The sequence below is a fragment of the Serratia sp. CY31944 genome, from assembly GCF_052169175.1.
In the GTDB taxonomy this organism is placed as follows: domain Bacteria; phylum Pseudomonadota; class Gammaproteobacteria; order Enterobacterales; family Enterobacteriaceae; genus Serratia; species Serratia sarumanii.
This window is the reverse complement of sequence record NZ_JBJNLG010000015.1, coordinates 1-20,042: the sequence shown is the minus strand read 5'-3', so window position 1 is coordinate 20,042 and position 20,042 is coordinate 1. Positions and strand designations below refer to the sequence as shown.

Annotated in this window: 16 protein-coding genes, 1 tRNA gene and 1 other RNA gene; 17 read left to right on the top strand and 1 reads right to left on the bottom strand. The window is 59.3% G+C overall.

Going from position 1 to position 20,042, the window contains the following annotated elements:
* Window positions 1-12 precede the first annotated feature (12 nt).
* Both ACJ8IN_RS15940 and ACJ8IN_RS15935 read left to right on the top strand, forming a co-directional pair.
* The gene (locus ACJ8IN_RS15940; RefSeq protein ID WP_041037251.1) at window positions 13-1,416 is read left to right on the top strand and encodes a glycoside hydrolase family 1 protein; all 1,404 of its coding nucleotides are present in this window, start codon (window positions 13-15) and stop codon (window positions 1,414-1,416) included.
* Between the two features lie 151 nt (window positions 1,417-1,567).
* A complete protein-coding gene (locus ACJ8IN_RS15935; RefSeq protein WP_373275760.1) occupies window positions 1,568-2,938 on the top strand; it encodes a carbohydrate porin in 1,371 nt (456 codons plus the stop codon).
* On the opposite strand, the gene ACJ8IN_RS15930 is transcribed toward ACJ8IN_RS15935, so the two are convergent.
* Entirely contained in the window at window positions 2,939-3,538 is a 600-nt protein-coding gene (locus tag ACJ8IN_RS15930; protein WP_033636604.1) for an HD domain-containing protein, read from the bottom strand.
* A 97-nt stretch (window positions 3,539-3,635) separates the two neighbouring features.
* On the opposite strand from ACJ8IN_RS15930, the gene ACJ8IN_RS15925 reads away from it, so the two are divergent.
* From ACJ8IN_RS15925 to ACJ8IN_RS15855, 15 genes are all read left to right on the top strand, one after another.
* A complete protein-coding gene (locus tag ACJ8IN_RS15925; protein ID WP_033650004.1) occupies window positions 3,636-4,100 on the top strand; it encodes a MarR family winged helix-turn-helix transcriptional regulator in 465 nt (154 codons plus the stop codon).
* Between the two features lie 160 nt (window positions 4,101-4,260).
* Window positions 4,261-4,686 (top strand): organic hydroperoxide resistance protein, encoded by a 426-nt coding sequence (locus ACJ8IN_RS15920; protein ID WP_004934114.1) that lies wholly within the window; start codon window positions 4,261-4,263, stop codon window positions 4,684-4,686.
* 226 nt (window positions 4,687-4,912) lie between these two features.
* A complete protein-coding gene (eptB, locus tag ACJ8IN_RS15915; RefSeq protein ID WP_047569870.1) occupies window positions 4,913-6,607 on the top strand; it encodes a kdo(2)-lipid A phosphoethanolamine 7''-transferase in 1,695 nt (564 codons plus the stop codon).
* A 127-nt stretch (window positions 6,608-6,734) separates the two neighbouring features.
* Window positions 6,735-7,325, top strand: coding sequence for a transcriptional regulator UhpA (uhpA, locus tag ACJ8IN_RS15910; protein ID WP_033636607.1), 591 nt, complete (start codon window positions 6,735-6,737; stop codon window positions 7,323-7,325).
* A complete protein-coding gene (uhpB, locus tag ACJ8IN_RS15905; RefSeq protein WP_308325334.1) occupies window positions 7,322-8,866 on the top strand; it encodes a signal transduction histidine-protein kinase/phosphatase UhpB in 1,545 nt (514 codons plus the stop codon). Before uhpA ends, uhpB begins: the two co-directional genes overlap by 4 nt.
* Before the next feature lie 95 nt (window positions 8,867-8,961).
* A complete protein-coding gene (locus tag ACJ8IN_RS15900) occupies window positions 8,962-10,293 on the top strand; it encodes an MFS transporter (protein ID WP_041037243.1) in 1,332 nt (443 codons plus the stop codon).
* 120 nt (window positions 10,294-10,413) lie between these two features.
* A tRNA-Pro gene (locus ACJ8IN_RS15895) sits at window positions 10,414-10,490 on the top strand.
* A 34-nt stretch (window positions 10,491-10,524) separates the two neighbouring features.
* A non-coding RNA gene (locus ACJ8IN_RS15890) (RtT sRNA) lies at window positions 10,525-10,653 on the top strand.
* Between the two features lie 427 nt (window positions 10,654-11,080).
* Window positions 11,081-12,772, top strand: coding sequence for a glycosyl hydrolase family 18 protein (locus tag ACJ8IN_RS15885; RefSeq protein ID WP_033636610.1), 1,692 nt, complete (start codon window positions 11,081-11,083; stop codon window positions 12,770-12,772).
* A 596-nt stretch (window positions 12,773-13,368) separates the two neighbouring features.
* Window positions 13,369-14,976 (top strand): dipeptide ABC transporter periplasmic-binding protein DppA, encoded by a 1,608-nt coding sequence (gene dppA, locus ACJ8IN_RS15880; protein WP_019452584.1) that lies wholly within the window; start codon window positions 13,369-13,371, stop codon window positions 14,974-14,976.
* 170 nt (window positions 14,977-15,146) lie between these two features.
* Window positions 15,147-16,166, top strand: a complete 1,020-nt coding sequence (dppB, locus tag ACJ8IN_RS15875; RefSeq protein WP_033636611.1) for a dipeptide ABC transporter permease DppB — start codon at window positions 15,147-15,149, stop codon at window positions 16,164-16,166.
* Window positions 16,167-16,177: 11 nt separating this feature from the next.
* Window positions 16,178-17,080, top strand: coding sequence for a dipeptide ABC transporter permease DppC (gene dppC, locus ACJ8IN_RS15870; RefSeq protein ID WP_025304838.1), 903 nt, complete (start codon window positions 16,178-16,180; stop codon window positions 17,078-17,080).
* Between the two features lie 15 nt (window positions 17,081-17,095).
* Entirely contained in the window at window positions 17,096-18,076 is a 981-nt protein-coding gene (dppD, locus tag ACJ8IN_RS15865) for a dipeptide ABC transporter ATP-binding protein (protein WP_004934132.1), read from the top strand.
* On the top strand, window positions 18,073-19,062 hold the full coding sequence (gene dppF / locus ACJ8IN_RS15860; protein ID WP_033636613.1) for a dipeptide ABC transporter ATP-binding subunit DppF: 990 nt from the start codon (window positions 18,073-18,075) through the stop codon (window positions 19,060-19,062). The genes dppD and dppF overlap by 4 nt, the downstream gene beginning before the upstream one ends.
* 479 nt (window positions 19,063-19,541) lie before the next feature.
* On the top strand, window positions 19,542-20,042 hold a 501-nt coding region (locus ACJ8IN_RS15855), incomplete at its 3' end, for a glycerophosphodiester phosphodiesterase family protein (RefSeq protein WP_442519507.1).

Genomic DNA, 20,042 nt, shown 5'->3' with positions numbered 1-20,042 from the left:
GAGGAGCAAGCGATGAACGGCAAGTTTCCGCAACATTTTCTGTGGGGCGGCGCGGTAGCGGCGAACCAGGTAGAAGGCGCGTATCAGGCCGACGGCAAGGGGCTGTCGACCTCCGATCTGCAGCCGCAGGGCATCTTCGGCGCCATCACGCCGCGCACGGCGGGCGACAGCGGCATCAAGGACGTGGCGATCGATTTCTATCATCGTTACCCGGAGGATATCGCGCTGTTCGCCGAAATGGGCTTCAAGTGCCTGCGCACCTCGATCGCCTGGACGCGCATTTTCCCGCAGGGCGACGAAGAGACGCCGAACGAAGCCGGGCTGGCGTTCTACGATCGGCTGTTCGACGAGATGGCGAAGTACGGCATTCAGCCGCTGATCACGCTGTCGCACTATGAGATGCCTTACGGCCTGGTGAAGCACTACGGCGGCTGGGGCGATCGGCGCACCATCGATTTCTTCGAACGCTATGCGCGCACCGTGTTCGAACGCTACAAGCACAAGGTCAAACACTGGCTGACCTTCAACGAAATCAATATGTCGCTGCACGCGCCCTTCACCGGCGTCGGCCTGCCGCAGGAGAGCGACAAGAGCGCCATCTATCAGGCGATCCACCATCAGCTGGTGGCCAGCGCCAAAGCGGTGAAAGCCTGCCACGAGATCGTGCCGGAGGGCAAAATCGGCAACATGCTGCTGGGCGGCATTCTGTATCCGCTGAGCTGCAAGCCGGAAGATCTGCTGGAAACCCAGCGGCAAAACCGCGACTGGCTGTTCTTCGGCGACGTGCAGGCGCGCGGCTATTACCCGGCCTATATGCAGCGCTTCTTCCGTGAAAACGGCATTCAGGTGGCAATCACCGAGGAAGATCGGCAAACGCTGCGCGAAACTATCGACTTCATCTCGTTCAGCTACTACATGAGCGGCTGCGTCACCGCCGATCCGGAGCAGTACGAGACGGCGCGCGGCAACATTCTCGATATGGTGCCGAACCCGCATCTGGCCAGCTCGGAGTGGGGGTGGCAAATCGACCCGATCGGGCTGCGCTACCTGCTCAACGTGCTGTACGACCGCTATCAGAAACCGCTGTTCATCGTCGAGAACGGGCTGGGCGCCAAAGACCGCGTCGAAGCCGACGGCAGCATCCACGACGACTACCGCATCAACTACCTCAATGACCATCTGGTGCAGGTGGCGGAAGCGATCGACGACGGCGTCGAGGTGATGGGCTACACCAGCTGGGGGCCGATCGATCTGGTCAGCGCCTCGAAGGCCGAAATGTCGAAGCGCTACGGCTTCATTCACGTCGACAGGGACGATGCCGGCAACGGCAGCCTCGCGCGCCGCCGCAAGAAGAGTTTCTTCTGGTATCGCGATGTGATCCACAGCAACGGCGCCAGCCTGAAAGACCGACGCTAACCTCTAAGCCCGGCGGCAAGCGCCGGGCGTTAACCTAACGTTATTCGCTGCTGTTCATGATGGGAAATTCTCTCCCAGGGAATGCTGTTGCCCGCAGTCAGCCGTTATGCGGAGAAATATAATAATGATGAAAAGCTTATTACCTCGTTCCATGACCCTGGCGGCGCTGGCGCTGCTCTGTAGCCAGGCGCAGGCGGAAACGCTGCAAACCGGTAAGGACGTCGAAGCCCCCACCGCCAAGTGGGAAGGGGTGGCGCTCGGCTTTGAACCGCCGCAGCCCGGGCTGTTGGGGGATATGCTGGGGATCAGGCCGATCCTGGAGGATCACGGTTTCCACTATAACCTCGGCTACCTCAGCCAGCTGTCGTATAACGCCGGCGGCGGTTATAACCACGATAAACAGGCGTCGTACATCGACCAATTCTCGCTGACCTTCAGCCAGGATTTGCAGGCGCTGACCGGCATTCCGGACGCGGCGATCGAAGGCAATATCGTCAACCGCAACCATGACAACAACCTGACCCGCGATCGCTTGCAGGATCCGCGCGTCGGCCTGACCGATCTGTCGCAGGAGAGCTTTGGCGGGCAGTCGATTACCCGCCTGGGCTGGCTGACCTTCAGCCGGTCCTTCCTCGATCGCCGGCTGCAGTGGCGCATCGGCATGATGAACAAGGTGCAGGATTTCGATCAGATCATCCCCTGCGATTTTCAGACGCTGACGCTGTGCGGCGGCAAGTCTGCCAACTCGTTGACCTGGTACAACTGGAACGTGCATTACTGGGGCACCACGCTGCAATACAAGCTGACCGACGGCCTGACGCTCAAGGGCGGCGTGATGGAGCAGAACCCGAGCGCCCCCAGCCGCAGCCACGCCTGGAGTTGGTCCACCAAGGGCAGCAAAGGCTTCCTGTTGCCGATGGAGCTGGAGCTGAAAACCCACGCCGTCAACCAGCTGCCGGGGGTGTATAACCTGGGCGTGCTGTTCACCAACGCGCGCCAGAGCGATCTTTATGAAGGGGTGTCCGGTGGGCCGGGCGCCAGCGATCCGCAGGGCTATCGCAGCCACGATCGCACCTGGTTCCTGTATACCGGTTTCAACCAGCAGGTGACGCGCCATGCGGACGACATAAACCGCGGTCTGAGCGTGTTTTACAGCCTGGGGCTGGGGGATCAGCGCAGCAACTACCTGCACTGGTCTACCTCGACCGGCATTCGCTATCGCGGGCTGTTCGATGCGCGGCCGGACGACTGGCTGGGGCTGGGCGTCTCGGTGGTGAAGCTGAGCGACCGCTATAAAGATAATCAGCGTTATCTCAACCAAATCAATGGCGTCAGCGATTATCACGATCCGAGCTACCGGCCGGTGCCGGGCCACTCGGTGACGGCGGAGCTCTATTATCGCGTGAACGTCACGCCGTGGTTGCAGCTGCAGCCGGGCCTGCAGTACTGGCATCACCCGGCGGGCGTCAGCGAGACGCAGGACGCCTGGGTGACGGCGTTGAAAACGGTGGTGACCTTCTGATCAGGCCGCGTCGCTCTCGCGGTAGCGCCGGCGGGCGTGTTCGAACCAGCTGGCGGGCACGTTGTGCGGCGGCTGCTGCAAGCGGAGCAGCCCTTGCTCAACGATATGGCTGGCCTGGCGCCACAGCGTCGGGTCGCCTTCGGTCAGCACCTCCAGCAGACGCTGTTTCTCGATCAGGTAGGTCTGAGCGAAGTGGCTGTCATAGTCCAGCAGCGAGCGGGTGTTGTCGATCAGATCCGCCAGCTTGATGGTTTTGGCCTGCGGCGATGCGCCGGCGCTGTGGCGCCGATCGCGGTTTTTGCGCTCGAAGCGGTTGCCGTCCTCGGCGCGGCTGACGTTGGTAAGCATCCGCACCAGCTCCGCCACCTTCGGCCCGAAGTGGCTTTCGATATCGCCGAGGGTGGTGGGCGTGTCTTCCACCGTGTCATGCAGCCAGGCGGCCGCCAGCATCTCTTCGGTGTGCGGCACGCTGCGCACCAGTTCCATCACCGCCTGTGGGTGGACGATGTACGGATCGTCGGTGTATTTGCGGCGCTGATCGATGGCCGCATGCGCCTTGGTGGCGTAGCGGCGCGCGCGTTCTACAAGCGTGTTCGTCATTTCCTTTCCCTCCGAGCATCCTCTGCATAAAAAAAAGGTAGCATACCTCACAAGAAATAGCTTGCGATTACATCGTGCGCTATCTATATTCAGACACATGAAAAGCACCGATACCGAACAACCCCACGCGAAGAATCTGCTGCAGCTCGATCAGCAGCTCTGTTTCGCGCTGTACTCCGCCAACCTGGCGCTGCACAAAGTCTACCGCAAGCTGTTGAATCAGCTCGAACTCACCTACCCGCAATACCTGGTGATGATGGTGCTGTGGGAGCGCGATCGGGTGACGGTATCGGATATCGGCGAGCGGCTGTTCCTCGATTCCGCCACGCTGACGCCGCTGCTGAAGCGGTTGGAAACCGCCGGTTTGCTGGTGCGTTATCGCGCCACCGCCGACGAGCGGCAGGTGATCATTGCACTTACCGAAGCCGGCCGCGCGCTGCGCGAGCGGGCGCAATCGGTGCCCGAGGCGGTGATGTGCGCCACCGACTGCAGCCTGGACGAGATCGTCTCGCTCAAACAGCAGCTGGAAAAGCTGCGCGGCAGCCTGATCGATCAGATTTGACCCGCCGCCGCCGGACGCAAGAACGGCAGGGGTGGTCTACACTGGTTAATAAGCGTCAAAAATAAGTAGTGCGCGATTTAATCGCAAAAGATAAATATGTGACCGGCTTTACCTCGTGGAAGCCGTAGTCATCTCGCCAACCAGCAAGAAGGAATGAACGATGTCTATTGAGAAAGTGGTTTACCGCGCTCACGCCACCGCAACCGGCGGCCGCGACGGCCGTGCGACCTCCTCCGACGGCGTGTTGGACGTGAAACTGGGCGTGCCGAAAGAGATGGGCGGCGCCGGCGGCGAAGTCACCAACCCCGAGCAGCTGTTTGCCGCCGGTTACTCGGCCTGCTTCCTCGGCGCGTTGAAGTTTGTCGCGGCGAAAGAAAAGGTTAAAATCCCGGCCGAAGCGAAGATCGACGGCACCGTCGGCATCGGTGAAATCCCGAACGGTTTCGGCATCGAAGTGCAGCTGGATATCTCGCTGCCGGGCATCGAGCGCAGCGTGGCGGAGGATTTGGTGAAAAAGGCGCACGTGGTGTGCCCATACTCCAACGCCACCCGCGGAAATATCGATGTGACTCTGAACGTTAAGTAAGATTTTTATCCTTATCGCGAAAAAAATGGAGGGTTTGACCCTCCATTTTCTTATCCGCCCCGCTTGAAAGCCGTTTGCAAAAAGCGTAAAAATTGCCCGTTTTGTGAGAATTCTCTTGATTATTACCCGCAAAATAACGCTTATTGCCGGTTGGCTGAACCAGAAGCCCTAATAAGTGTCTGACTGATCCAGAACCGCTACACCGTCCCCGGAGCCACCGCGTTACATGAACAAAGTTAAATCGCTATCACAGCAGAATTTATCGTTATTGTTAGCGATCTATATCGGCATATTTCTCAACCTGTCCGTTTTTTATCGTCGTTTTGATTCGCTGGCGCACGGCATTCAGGGGATTAAGGTGATTTCGGCGGTGACGGAAGTCATCGCTATCGTCCTGTTCACGTTCTTCATCATGCGGCTGGTATCGCTCGGCGGCCGGCTGTTTTATCGCATCGTCGCTTCGCTGCTGGTGTTGATTTCGGTTGCCGCCAGCTACTACATGACGTTTTTCAACGTGGTGATCGGCTACGGCATCGTGGTGTCGGTGATGACCACCGACATCGATCTGTCGAAAGAGGTGGTCGGCCTGCACTTCGTGCTGTGGATGGTGGCGCTCAGCGCCTTGCCGCTGCTGCTGATCTGGAAAAACAGCCTGCGTTACACCCTGATAGAACAGCTGAAAACCCCCGGTCATCGCATCAAGCCGCTGCTGGTCTTGCTGGCGGTGGTGGCGCTGGTCTGGCTGCCGCTGCGCATGCTGGACGACGAGCAGAGCGTGCAAGAGAAGCTCTCCAACGTCGATCTGCCGAGCTACGGCGGCGTGGTGGCGCACTCGTATCTGCCGTCCAACTGGCTGTCGGCGCTGGGGCTGTTTGCCTACACCCGCTATGACGAAAGCCAGGATCAGAGCACGATGTTCGATCCGGGCAAACACTTCACCTACGTACCGCCGGCGGATATCGACGACACCTACGTGGTGTTCATCATCGGCGAGACCACGCGCTGGGACCACATGGGCATGCTGGGCTATGAGCGCGATACCACGCCGCGGCTGTCTAAAGAGAAGAATCTGGTGGCGTTTCGCGGCGAGTCGTGCGACACCTCCACCAAGCTGTCGCTGCGCTGTATGTTCGTGCGTGAAGGCGGCACCGAAGACAATCCGCAGCGCACGCTGAAAGAGCAGAACGTGTTCGCGGTGCTGAAGGATCTGGGCTTCTCTTCCGAGCTGTTCGCCATGCAGAGTGAGGTGTGGTTCTACAACAATACCGAGGTGAACAACTATTCGTTCCGCGAGATGATCGCGTCCGAGAAGCGCAACGACGGCAAGGCGGTCGACGATATGCTGTTGGTGGACGAAATGAAGGAGTCGCTGGCGCGCTATCCGAAGGGCAAACACCTGGTGATCCTGCATACCAAAGGCTCGCACTACCTGTACTCGCAGCGTTATCCGCGCAGCTATGCGCGCTATCAGCCGGAGTGCATGGGGGTGGACGATTCCTGCACCAAGGCGCAGCTGATCAACGCCTTCGACAATACGGTGCTGTATACCGACAGCTTTATCGCCAATGTGATAGACCAGGTGCGCGACAAGAAGGCCATCGTGTTCTATGCCGCCGATCACGGCGAATCGATCGGTGAAAACACGCACCTGCACGGTACGCCGCGCGAAATGGCGCCGCCGGAGCAGTTCCGCGTGCCGATGATCGTATGGGCGTCGGACAAATTCCTTGAGAACCCGCAGCACCTCAGCGCCTTTGAGCAGCTGCAGGCGCAGCAGCGCATCGGCAAAACGCATCGCCACGTCGAGCTGTTTGACACCATCCTCGGCTGCCTCGGCTACATGTCTCCCGATGGTGGCATCGTGGATAAAAACAACTGGTGCCATCTGCCGCAGGATAAAACGGCACCCGCTAGCCTGTAGTAACCCCTCCCGCCGGGTGCCTGCCTTGCGCACCCGGCAATTTCACCCAATACATTCTCTTCATCAATTATTCCGGTGTGTGCATACGGTATACTTGCGCACTTCCCCCTGTTAACCGGAGATTTCCATGACCCTGCGCGTGGCGTTTATCGACGATCATGACATTGTGCGTTCGGGCTTCGTGCAACTGCTGTCGCTGGAAGCCGATATTCAGGTGGTGGGCGAATTCAGCGGTGCGGCGCAGGCGCGCGCCGGCCTGCCGGGGCTGGAGGTGGACGTTTGCATCTGCGACATTTCGATGCCGGACGGCAGCGGGCTGGATCTGTTGGCGGACATTCCCTCCGGCATCCGCGTGGTGATGCTGTCGATGCACGATAACCCGGCGCTGGTGGAAATGGCGCTGGATCGCGGCGCCGGCGGCTTTCTCTCCAAGCGCTGCAAGCCGGAAGATTTGATCACCGCGGTGCGTACCGTCGCCGGCGGCGGCGTTTACCTGATGCCGGAAATCGCGCAGCAGCTGGCGCGGGTGAGGGTAGATCCGTTGACCCGCCGCGAGCGCGAGATCGCGCTGTTGCTGGCGCAGGGCCAGGAGGTGCGCGAGATCGCCGCCGCCTTGGGGCTGTCGCCGAAGACGGTGCATGTGCATCGCGCCAATTTGTTCGCCAAGCTGGGCATCAACAACAATGTCGAGCTGGCCAGACGGATGCTGAACCTGTGACGCAGCGCCTGATCACCCAGCTGGCGCTGTTTTTCATCTACGCCGCCAGCGCGTTTTGCCTGTGGGGCATCGGCACCGCGCTGATCGACCCGCCCTGGCAGGCGCTGCTGCTGTTCCCGTTCGGCCTGCGCATGGGCATTTTGCTGCAGAGCCCGTACCGTTTCTGGCCGGGGATCCTGCTGGCCGACCTGCTGCTGATGGCGCTGCTGGCGGACCAGTTCGGCTACGGCCCGGCGCTGTGGGCGTCGGTGGCGGTGCTGGTGTTGACGGTGTTGCTCAGCCTGCTGGCCTCGCCGTGGCTGTTGCGCCATCAGCAGAGCGACAGCGAATGGCGCTGGCCACTGTTGCAGGGCGCGGTGGTGGGCGCCGCCGCCTTGCTGCAGGCGCTGGTGTGGCAGCTGGTGAGCGGTGAAGGCGCCCGCGCGCTGCTGCTCGGCCTGACCGGCGGTTTTACCATCGCACCGACCTGCCTGCTGTTGTGGCACTATCTGGCGCGCCAAATCTGGGTGCCGCTGGAGCCGGGGCTGATCCACAAGCCGGTGGAGCTGCGTCTGGGCCATCTGGCCAGCTACCTGCTGCTGTTTGCGTTCAGCATCTGGCTGCAGCAGCAGGTGAACGCCGCCGAGCTGCGGCGCTTTGCGCCTTTCTGCCTGGCCATTCCTATCGTGTTCATGTCTTACCGCTACGGCTGGCAGGGCGCGCTGTTGGCGACGCTGCTCAACGGCGTGGCGCTGATGGTCAACGAGCCGCCGCAGCCGGAGTCGCACCGCGATCTGCTGCTGTCGCTGCTGGCCCAAAGCCTGACCGGGCTGCTGCTGGGCGTCGGCATTCAGCGCCAGCGCGAGCTGAATCAGCAGCTGAGGCTGCGGCTGGCGGAGAACCGCCAGTTGGCGCGGGCGCTGGTGACGGCGGAGGAGCAAACCCGGCGCGAGGTGGCGCGCGAGCTGCACGATGAAGTGGGGCAGACCATCACCGTGATTCGCACCCAGGCCAGCATCGTCAAACGCCTGGCGCCGGAGCCGGCGGTGGTCGGCTGCGCCGACGCCATCGATGCGTTGGCGCTGCGGGTCTACGACGGGGTGCATGATGTGTTGACCCAGCTGTGGCCGGCGGCGCTGAATAACCTGCCGCTGTCGGCGGCGGTGGCGGCGATGCTGCGGGAGTCGCTGCCGCAGGACGCGTCGCTGGTGAGCAGCCTGCAGTGGCAGGTGCCGGACGAGCTGCTGGATGAAACGTTGAAAATCACGCTGTACCGGGTGTGCCAGGAGGGGGTGACCAATGTGTGCCGCCACGCCGGCGCCAGCCGCCTGGAGCTGGACGCGCGCCTGCAGCCGCGCAAAGGCGCCGCGCCGCTGATCGCCCTGACCATCCGCGACAACGGCGTGGGCTTCGAGGCGGAAAACCATCAGCCGGGGTATGGCCTGCGCGGCATGCAGGAGCGCATCAGCGCCCTCGGCGGCAGCCTGCGGTTCACCGCTGAACGGGGCGCCTGTTTGAGTGTGATCTTGCCCACAGTTTCGCCGGCGCAAACGCAAAACTAGGAAAAACTCCTAACCGCGTCGGGAATCCGGCGTAAGCCTCCCGTGCGCGCGAGGAGCATCATAGCGGCACTTTATTCAATCCTCTGAGGTTCCACATGTGGTCTTTCCTTAAAAGCCGCCCGGACGCGCCGCAGGTCACCGATCAACGGCAGATCGACGCCAGCTACAAATACTGGCGCATCCAGCTGATGTGCACCATGTACATCGGCTACGCCGCGTTTTACTTCACGCGCAAAAGTTTCAACTTCATCATGCCGGCGATGCTGAGCGATCTGGGCCTGACGATGTCCGACGTCGGCATCCTCGGCACGCTGTTCTACATCACCTACGGCTGCTCGAAATTCATCTCCGGCATGATCAGCGATCGCTCCAACCCGCGTTACTTTATGGGGCTGGGCCTGATCATGACCGGGGTGCTGAATATCTTCTTCGGTCTCAGTTCGTCGCTGCTGATGCTGGGCACGCTGTGGATCCTCAACGCCTTCTTCCAGGGCTGGGGCTGGCCGCCGTGCTCCAAAATCCTCACCAGCTGGTATTCGCGCTCCGAGCGCGGTGGCTGGTGGGCGATCTGGAACACCTCGCACAACGTCGGCGGCGCGCTGATCCCGCTGCTGGTGGGCTTTATCTCGCTGCACTTCAGCTGGCGTTACGGCATGATCATTCCCGGCATCATCGGCGTGGTGCTTGGCCTGCTGATGTGCTGGCGCCTGCGCGACAAGCCATCCACCCTGGGGCTGCCGAGCGTCGGCAAATGGCGCAACGACGCCATGGAGCTGGTGCAGGAATCGGAAGGCCAGGGGCTGAGCAACCGGGAGATCATCAAACGCTACGTGCTGACCAACAAGTACATCTGGCTGCTGGCGGTCTCTTACGTGCTGGTGTACATCGTGCGCACCGCGATCAACGATTGGGGCAACCTCTACCTGACGCAGGAAAAGGGCTATTCGCTGATGACCGCCAACTCGGCCATTTCGCTGTTTGAAGTGGGCGGCTTTATCGGTTCGCTGGTGGCCGGTTGGGGTTCCGACAAGTTGTTCCGCGGCAACCGTGGCCCGATGAACCTGATCTTCGCCATCGGTATCTTCCTGTCGGTGGCGGCGCTGTGGCTGATGCCGGGCGTGACCTACCTGCTGCAGGCCTGCTGCTTCTTCGCCATCGGTTTCTTCATCTTCGGCCCGCAGATGCTGATCGGCATGGCGGCGGCGGAGTGCTCGCACAAGGATGCGGCGGGCGCGGCGACCGGTTTCGTCGGCCTGTTCGCCTACCTGGGCGCGGCGCTGTCCGGCTACCCGATCGCGCGGGTGATGGAGATCTGGCACTGGAACGGCTTCTTCGTGGTGATTTCCATCGCCGCCTGCCTGTCGGCGCTGTTCCTGCTGCCGTTCCTGCGCGCGCAGACGCCGGCGCTGAAACCGGCCAAAGCCTGAGCAAAATACGCTGCGCAGCCCCCGGCGCAGCGCATTATGGCGCTTTTATCACCACTTGAAATGCAGGGGAAAAAAAGTGATTGACGCCTATAACCGCCAGCAGTAAGATGCGCCCCGCATCGGCGAGTAGCGCAGCTTGGTAGCGCAACTGGTTTGGGACCAGTGGGTCGGAGGTTCGAATCCTCTCTCGCCGACCACCATTCGAAAAACCTGCTTTTAAAGCAGGTTTTTTTCGCCCGTCGTTTATGAGGATGAGCACCTCCGCAGGAGGTTCGAGCCTCGCGAAGCGAGACAACGTTGCTTTGGCAACGGCCCGCAGGGCGCGCATCAACGATGCGCGTAATCCTCTCTCGCCGACCACCATTCGAAAAACCTGCTTTTTAAAGCAGGTTTTTTTTCGCCCGTCGTTTATGAGGATGAGTATACCTCCGCCGATATGGCCGGCTTCGCTTTATGGCGTGCCTCAATCTGCCTTCCTAGTGAAATATATTTATTCTTTACGCTTAATTAATTCACACTCCTTATTCCCTTTAGGTTCTTATTTCCATATTTAAATAAATTCATGCTTGCCGAATAAAACCCGGTTGATAGCGCTCTTGTTTTCACGATTTTTTTACCTATAGTCTGAATGGACAACGCGGGATATGTTATTCCCGCCGCGTGGGAAATATCGTGACTATTTATTAACGTTAATCTTCGTGGATTATTGCGGAATCATTTCGCTCCGGCAATGCGTGGCGACGATTAACTCTTTTATGTTTATCCTCTCGGAATAAAGGAATCAGTTATGCGCAAATTTAATAAACCGCTGTTGGCGCTGGTGATCGGCAGCACGCTGTGTTCCGCGGCGCAGGCCGCCGCGCCGGGCAAGCCGACCATCGCCTGGGGCAACACCAAGTTCGCCATCGTCGAAGTCGATCAGGCGGCCACCGCTTATAATAATCTGGTGAAGGTAAAAAATGCCGCCGACGTTTCGGTCTCCTGGAATTTATGGAATGGCGATACCGGCACGACGGCAAAAATTTTATTAAATGGCAAAGAGGCGTGGAGCGGCCCTTCAACCGGCGCTTCCGGCACGGCGAATTTTAAAGTGAATAAAGGCGGCCGTTATCAAATGCAGGTGGCGTTGTGCAATGCCGACGGCTGCACCGCCAGCGACGCCACCGAAATTGTGGTGGCCGACACCGATGGCAGCCATTTGGCGCCGTTGAAAGAGCCGCTGCTGGAAAAGAATAAACCCTATAAACAGAATTCCGGCAAAGTGGTCGGCTCTTATTTCGTCGAGTGGGGCGTTTACGGGCGCAATTTCACCGTCGATAAGATCCCGGCGCAGAACCTGACCCATCTGCTGTACGGCTTTATCCCGATCTGCGGCGGCAACGGTATCAACGACAGCCTGAAAGAGATCGAAGGCAGCTTCCAGGCGTTGCAGCGCTCCTGCCAGGGCCGCGAGGACTTCAAAGTCTCGATCCACGATCCTTTCGCCGCGCTGCAAAAAGCGCAGAAGGGCGTGACCGCCTGGGATGACCCCTACAAGGGCAACTTCGGCCAGCTGATGGCGCTGAAGCAGGCGCATCCTGACCTGAAAATCCTGCCGTCGATCGGCGGCTGGACGCTGTCCGACCCGTTCTTCTTTATGGGCGACAAGGTGAAGCGCGATCGCTTCGTCGGCTCGGTGAAAGAGTTTCTGCAGACCTGGAAGTTCTTCGATGGCGTGGATATCGACTGGGAGTTCCCGGGCGGCAATGGCGCCAACCCGAACCTGGGCAGCCCGCAAGACGGGGAGACCTATGTGCTGTTGATGAAGGAGTTGCGGGCGATGCTGGATCAGCTGTCGGCGGAAACCGGCCGCAAGTATGAGCTGACCTCCGCCATCAGCGCCGGCAAGGACAAGATCGACAAGGTGGCTTACAACGTCGCGCAGAACTCGATGGATCACATCTTCCTGATGAGCTACGACTTCTACGGCGCCTTCGATCTGAAAAACCTGGGGCATCAGACCGCGCTGAATGCGCCGGCCTGGAAACCGGACACCGCCTACACCACGGTGAACGGCGTCAATGCGCTGCTGACGCAGGGCGTCAAGCCGGGCAAGATCGTGGTCGGCACCGCCATGTATGGCCGCGGCTGGACCGGGGTGAACGGCTACCAGAACAACATTCCGTTCACCGGCACCGCCACCGGGCCGGTTAAAGGCACCTGGGAGAACGGCATCGTGGACTACCGCCAAATCGCCAGCCAGTTCATGAGCGGCGATTGGCAGTACACCTACGACGCCACGGCGGAAGCGCCTTACGTGTTCAAACCTTCCACCGGCGATCTGATCACCTTCGACGATGCCCGCTCGGTGCAGGCCAAAGGCAAGTACGTGTTGGATAAGCAGTTGGGCGGCCTGTTCTCCTGGGAGATCGACGCGGACAACGGCGATATTCTCAACAGCATGAACGCCAGCCTGGGCAACAGCGCCGGCGTTCAATAATCGGTTGCAGTACGTTGCCGGGGGATATCCTTTCGCCCCCGGCTTTTTCGCCGCCGATAGTTTTTTTACGCCGCACAGATTGTGGGCCTGCCCGGCGCAAAACGCGCTCATCGGACTCACCCTTTTGGGTAATCCTTCAGCATTTCCTCCTGTCTTTAACGGCGATCACAAAAATAACCGTTCAGATATTCATCATTCAGCAACAAAGTTTTGGCGTTTTTTAACGGAGTTAAAAACCAGTAAGTTTGTGAGGGTCAGACCAATGCGCTGAAAATGTCCGCTTAGCATAAATTTTCATGCTGGAAGTGTTAACAAAAGGTTTTTTTTATGTTTGTTTGCTGTTTCTCACAGTCTGCGTAAATCCCCACTGGTTATATTGACGACACCCCAAACAGTTGGCAACTTGATAGCCTCAGGGGTAAGAGCGAGAGTTGTTTGAGTGAATTCCACGCGCTCAGACGTCCCCGTCGCGATGCGTTCCATCCGGCATTCTCTCCTCGTACACCTTCTGCCTTCGGGCGCCGATCGCACAGGCCACGCAATAAAAAATACAGGTCTGGCGGCAATGACACACATCACACAATGGAGCACTAACGATGACACGTTCCTTGGGTAAATCGGGGGTTCTGAAATTCGGCATTGGGCTGATCGCGCTGACCGTGGCGGCCAGCGTACAGGCCAAGACGTTGGTTTACTGTTCTGAAGGTTCCCCGGAAGGGTTCAACCCGCAGCTGTTTACCTCCGGCACCACCTACGACGCCAGCTCGGTACCGATCTACAACCGCCTGGTCGAATTCAAAATCGGCACCACCGAACTGCAGCCGGGCCTGGCTGAGAAGTGGGACGTCAGCGAAGACGGCAAAACCTATACCTTCCACCTGCGCAAAGGCGTGAAGTGGCAGAGCAGCAAAGACTTCAAACCGACGCGCGATTTCAACGCCGACGACGTGGTGTTCTCCTTTGAACGCCAGTTGGATGCGAACAACGCCTATCACAAAGTGTCCGGCGGCAGCTACGAATACTTCGAAGGCATGGACATGCCTAAGCTGATCGCCAAGATTGAAAAAGTGGACGACAACACCGTGCGCTTCGTGCTGAACCGCCCGGAAGCGCCGTTCCTGGCTGACCTGGGTATGGACTTCGCGTCCATCCTGTCCGCCGAATACGCCGACGTGATGATGAAAGCCGGCACGCCGGAGAAGGTCGACCTGAACCCGATCGGCACCGGCCCGTTCCAGCTGCTGCAATACCAGAAAGACTCCAAGATCCTGTACAAGGCATTCGACGGTTTCTGGGGCACCAAGCCGAAGATCGATCGCCTGGTGTTCTCCATCACGCCTGACGCCTCCGTGCGCTACGCCAAACTGCAGAAAAACGAATGTCAGGTGATGCCGTACCCGAACCCGGCCGATATCGCCCGCATGAAGCAAGACAAGTCCATCAACCTGATGGAGCAGCCGGGCCTGAACGTGGGCTACCTGTCGTTCAACGTCGAGAAAAAACCGCTGGATAACCTGAAGGTGCGTCAGGCGTTGACCATGGCGGTCAACAAGCAGGCGATCATCGATGCGGTTTATCAGGGCGCGGGCCAGGCGGCCAAGAACCTGATCCCGCCGACCATGTGGGGCTATAACGACGCGGTGCAGGATTACGCTTACGATCCGGCCAAGGCGAAAGAGCTGCTGAAAGAAGCGGGCATGGCCGACGGTTTCAGCATCGACCTGTGGGCGATGCCGGTACAGCGTCCTTACAACCCGAACGCACGCCGCATGGCGGAAATGATCCAGGCCGACTGGGCCAAGATCGGCGTGAAAGCCAAAATCGTGACCTATGAGTGGGGTGAATACCTCAAGCGCGCCAAAGCGGGCGAGCACCAGACGGTGATGATGGGCTGGACCGGCGACAACGGGGATCCGGACAACTTCTTCGCCACGCTGTTCAGCTGCGCGGCGGCGAAAGACGGCTCCAACTACTCCCGCTGGTGCTACAAGCCGTTTGAAGATCTGATTCAACCGGCGCGCGCCGAATCCAACCACGACAAGCGCATCGAACTGTACAAGCAGGCGCAGGTGGTGATGCACGATCAGGCTCCGGCGCTGATTGTCGCACACTCCACCGTGTACGAGCCTGTGCGTAAGGAAGTGAAAGGCTACGTCGTGGATCCGCTCGGTAAGCATCACTTCGAGAATGTCTCTGTAGACTGATTTCGACCGCTTTACCGGAGACGCACGAATGGACTTGCAGGGGCGCAACAGGTTTGCGCCCCTGCTGACCAGTCTCCGGCGTATGGCCGTCGAATCGTTCAAAGGCATGTGAGCGTTAATAAGCCTGGCGGACGATGAGCTGCCGGGCATTGATACAGAGAGTTCGGGATATGTTGCAGTTCATACTCCGACGTTTGGGGTTAGTTATCCCAACGTTTATCGGCATTACATTGCTGACTTTTGCATTCGTCCATATGATCCCCGGCGACCCGGTGACCATCATGGCCGGGGAACGCGGTATCTCCGCCGAGCGCCACGCGCAGCTGATGGCGGAAATGGGGCTGGACAAGCCGCTCTATCAACAATATTTCTCCTACGTGTCCAACGTGCTGCAAGGCGATCTGGGCACCTCCCTCAAAAGCCGCATCTCCGTCTGGAGCGAGTTCGTTCCGCGCTTTCAGGCCACGCTGGAACTGGGCATTTGCGCGATGATCTTCGCGGTGCTGGTGGGCATTCCGGTCGGGGTGCTGGCGGCGGTCAAACGCGGCTCGGTCTTCGACCATACCGCGGTGGGCATCTCGCTGACCGGCTATTCGATGCCGATTTTCTGGTGGGGCATGATGCTGATCATGCTGGTGTCGGTGCAGCTTAACCTGACGCCGGTGTCGGGGCGCATCAGCGACACGGTCTTCCTCGACGACAGCCAGCCGCTGACCGGCTTCATGCTGATAGACACCCTGATCTGGGGCGAGCCGGGCGACTTCGTCGACGCGGTGATGCACATGATCCTGCCGGCCATCGTGCTGGGCACCATCCCGCTGGCGGTGATCGTGCGCATGACCCGTTCTTCGATGCTGGAGGTGTTGGGCGAAGACTACATCCGCACCGCGCGCGCCAAGGGCGTGAGCCGCATGCGGGTGATCGTCGTTCACGCGCTGCGCAACGCACTGCTGCCGGTGGTGACGGTGATCGGGCTGCAGGTCGGCACCATGCTGGCCGGCGCCATTCTGACCGAAACCATCTTCTCCTGGCCGGGGCTGGGCCGCTGGCTGATCGACGCGCTGCAGCGCCGCGACTACCCGGTGGTGCAGGGTGGGGTGTTGCTGGTCGCCTGTATGATCATTCTGGTTAACCTGCTGGTAGACGTGCTCTACGGCGTGGTCAACCCGCGTATTCGCCACAAGAAATAAGGGGCGCTCTCATGTCTCAAATCACTGAGTCTGCAGTTAAAGGTGCGCCGAAGCCGATGACCCCGTTTCAGGAGTTCTGGCACTATTTCAAGCGCAATAAAGGGGCCGTGGTCGGCCTGGTGTATATCGTTCTGATGCTGGTGATCGCGCTCGGCGCCGGCGTGCTGGCGCCGCATGCGCCGGCGGACCAGTTCCGCGACGCGCTGCTCAAGCCGCCGGTGTGGCAAGAGGGCGGCAGCTGGCAATATATCCTCGGCACCGACGACGTGGGCCGCGACGTGCTGTCGCGCCTGATGTACGGTGCGCGCCTGTCGCTGCTGGTCGGCTGCCTGGTGGTGGTGCTGTCGCTGATCATGGGCGTGATATTCGGCCTGCTGGCCGGTTACTTCGGCGGCGTGGTGGACGCGATTATCATGCGCGTCGTCGACATCATGCTGGCTCTGCCGAGCCTGCTGCTGGCGCTGGTGCTGGTGGCGGTATTCGGGCCGTCGATCGTCAACGCCTCGCTGGCGCTGACCTTCGTCGCCCTGCCGCACTATGTGCGTCTGACGCGCGCAGCGGTGCTGGTGGAGGTCAACCGCGACTACGTCACCGCTTCGCGGGTGGCGGGCGCCGGCGCGCTGCGCCAGATGTTCGTCAATATTCTGCCTAACTGCCTGGCGCCTTTGATCGTGCAGGCTTCTCTCGGTTTCTCGAACGCCATTCTGGACATGGCCGCTCTCGGCTTTCTGGGCATGGGCGCGCAGCCGCCGACGCCGGAGTGGGGCACCATGCTCTCCGACGTGCTGCAGTTCGCGCAAAGCGCCTGGTGGGTGGTGACCTTCCCCGGCGTGGCGATCCTGCTGACGGTGCTGGCATTCAACCTGATGGGGGACGGTTTGCGTGACGCTCTCGACCCCAAACTCAAGCAGTAACAGAGGACGAGAGAGATGGCGTTATTGAATGTAGACAAGCTTTCGGTGCACTTCGGTGACGAAGGCACCCCGTTCCGCGCGGTAGACCGCATCAGTTACAGCGTGGAGCAAGGTCAGGTGGTCGGCATCGTCGGTGAATCCGGCTCCGGCAAATCCGTCAGCTCGCTGGCGATCATGGGCCTGATCGATTTCCCCGGCAAGGTGATGGCCGACAAGCTGGAGTTCAACGGCCAGGATCTGCGCAAGATCTCCGAAAAAGAGCGCCGCCAGCTGGTGGGCTCCGAAGTGGCGATGATCTTCCAGGATCCGATGACCAGCCTGAACCCGTGCTATACCGTCGGTTATCAGATCATGGAGGCGCTGAAGGTGCACCAGGGCGGCAACCGCCGCACTCGCCGCCAGCGCGCTATCGACCTGCTGACCCAGGTGGGCATTCCCGATCCGGCCTCGCGGCTGGACGTATACCCGCACCAGCTTTCCGGCGGCATGAGCCAGCGCGTGATGATCGCCATGGCCATCGCCTGTCGGCCGAAGCTGCTGATCGCCGATGAGCCGACGACCGCGCTCGACGTGACCATCCAGGCGCAGATCATCGAACTGCTGCTGGACCTGCAGCAGCGCGAAAACATGGCGCTGCTGCTGATCACCCACGATTTGGCGCTGGTGGCGGAAGCCGCGCACCACATCATCGTGATGTACGCCGGCCAGGTGGTGGAATCCGGCAAGGCGGCGGAGATTTTCCGCGCCCCGCGCCACCCCTATACCCAGGCGCTGCTGCGCGCGCTGCCGGAGTTCGCCGCCGACAAGGCGCGGCTGGCTTCGCTGCCGGGCGTGGTGCCGGGCAAATACGATCGCCCGACCGGCTGCCTGCTCAACCCGCGTTGTCCCTACGCCAACGAGCGCTGCCGCAACGAGGAGCCGGAACTGCGCAGCATTCCCGGCCGTCAGGTTAAATGTCACACACCGCTGGATGATGCGGGGAGGCCGACCGTATGAGCCAGAATCAACCTTTACTGCAGGCAATTGACCTGAAGAAGCATTACCCGGTGAAAAAGGGCCTGTTCGCGCCGGAGCGGCTGGTCAAGGCGCTGGACGGCGTCTCCTTCACCCTGGAGCGCGGCAAAACGCTGGCGGTGGTCGGTGAGTCGGGCTGCGGCAAATCGACGCTCGGCCGCCTGCTGACGATGATCGAAGTGCCGACCGGCGGCGAGCTGTACTACCAGGGGCAGGATCTGCTGAAGCCGGACGCCTCTGCCGAGAAGCTGCGCCGCCAGAAGATCCAAATCGTGTTCCAGAATCCTTACGGATCGCTCAACCCGCGCAAGAAGGTCGGGCAGATCCTCGAGGAGCCGCTGTTGATCAATACCTCGCTCAGCGCCGCCGAACGGCGGGAAAAAGCGCTGGAGATGATGGCGAAGGTCGGCCTGAAGACCGAGCATTACGACCGCTATCCGCACATGTTTTCCGGCGGCCAGCGTCAGCGTATCGCCATCGCCCGCGGGCTGATGCTGAACCCGGACGTGGTGATCGCCGATGAGCCGGTGTCGGCGCTGGACGTGTCGGTGCGCGCTCAGGTGCTGAACCTGATGATGGATCTGCAGCAGGATCTGGGGCTGTCCTATGTGTTCATCTCGCACGATCTGTCGGTGGTGGAGCACATCGCCGACGAGGTGATGGTGATGTACCTCGGCCGCTGCGTGGAAAAGGGCAGCAAAGAGGCGATCTTCAACAATCCGCGCCATCCGTACACTCAGGCGCTGCTGTCGGCGACGCCGCGATTGAACCCGGATATGCGCCGCGAGCGCATCAAGCTGACCGGCGAGCTGCCCAGCCCGATGAACCCGCCGCCGGGCTGTGCGTTCAATGCCCGCTGCCGCCGCGCCTTCGGCACCTGCGTGCAGCTGCAGCCGCAGCTGAAACAGTACGGCGAGCAGATGGTGGCCTGCTTTGCGGTCGATCAGGACGAACATCCGGGGGCGTAAAGCGCCGGATTGTTTCGCTTAAATCAACGCCGGCATGATGCCGGCGTTTTTTTTGCGGGCGTTTCATTTACCACAGGATTAAACATTTCGTCAGGCGGTTTTTCCCCCTTTATTTTTTGTGATAGATCCTGATGGAAGAAAGGAAAATAACTATATTTTTAATTTTATTGTTCAATATTAATTATTAACCTTTGTTTATTATTCGCTGTTTTTTCCATGAAATAGGTATGTGGTTAGTGCTATTTTTGATCTCCATTAAGGAAGTGTTGTTTTTTACGTGAGGGGTTAATAATAATTTTGAAATTCCCCTTTAATATGTATTAGATTTTTAAATGAATAGTGAGGCACGATCAAAAATTCTTCGGGCGGATAGCAACTATGGTGCACCTATTCAAAGCATCTGTTGTTCCTACGGTCAAGGTCGTTTTCGCTGTACAACAAAACGTCGTTGGCATAATTATTAACAAGGATGTCATCTCATGTACAAGATATCAACAGTAATGGTTATAGTTAGCCAGATTATAATATTCACTTTAGGAGGAGGTGCTTATGCTTATAGTAGTGAAAGCCCGGTTTCAACAAATAAGATAAGAAAAGAAAAAGCATTCTCTCCGACCAGAAGTGATCTAACTGCGTTGCTGATTAGGCCGGATGTTCGCCCAAACTTTATACCTATTGCCTCACATCGGGCGCAAATCATGGGCAGCAATCTGCCGGAGAACTCTCTATCGGCGATTCAGTATGTCAATAAAATAGATGCGGCCGAAATATTGGAGCTTGACATAAAGATTACTTCTGATGGCATTCCTTATCTTATGCATGACAGCTATCTTCAGAGAACAACTAATTTTGTTGATGTTACCGTAGGTGATTATGGAGATAAATCATACGGAGCCAGTTCAGGGCAATATAGTTGGCGTCAGATAAGAGAGCTTTATCTAAAAAATATTGATGGCACATACAGTGAAGAACACCCTGTC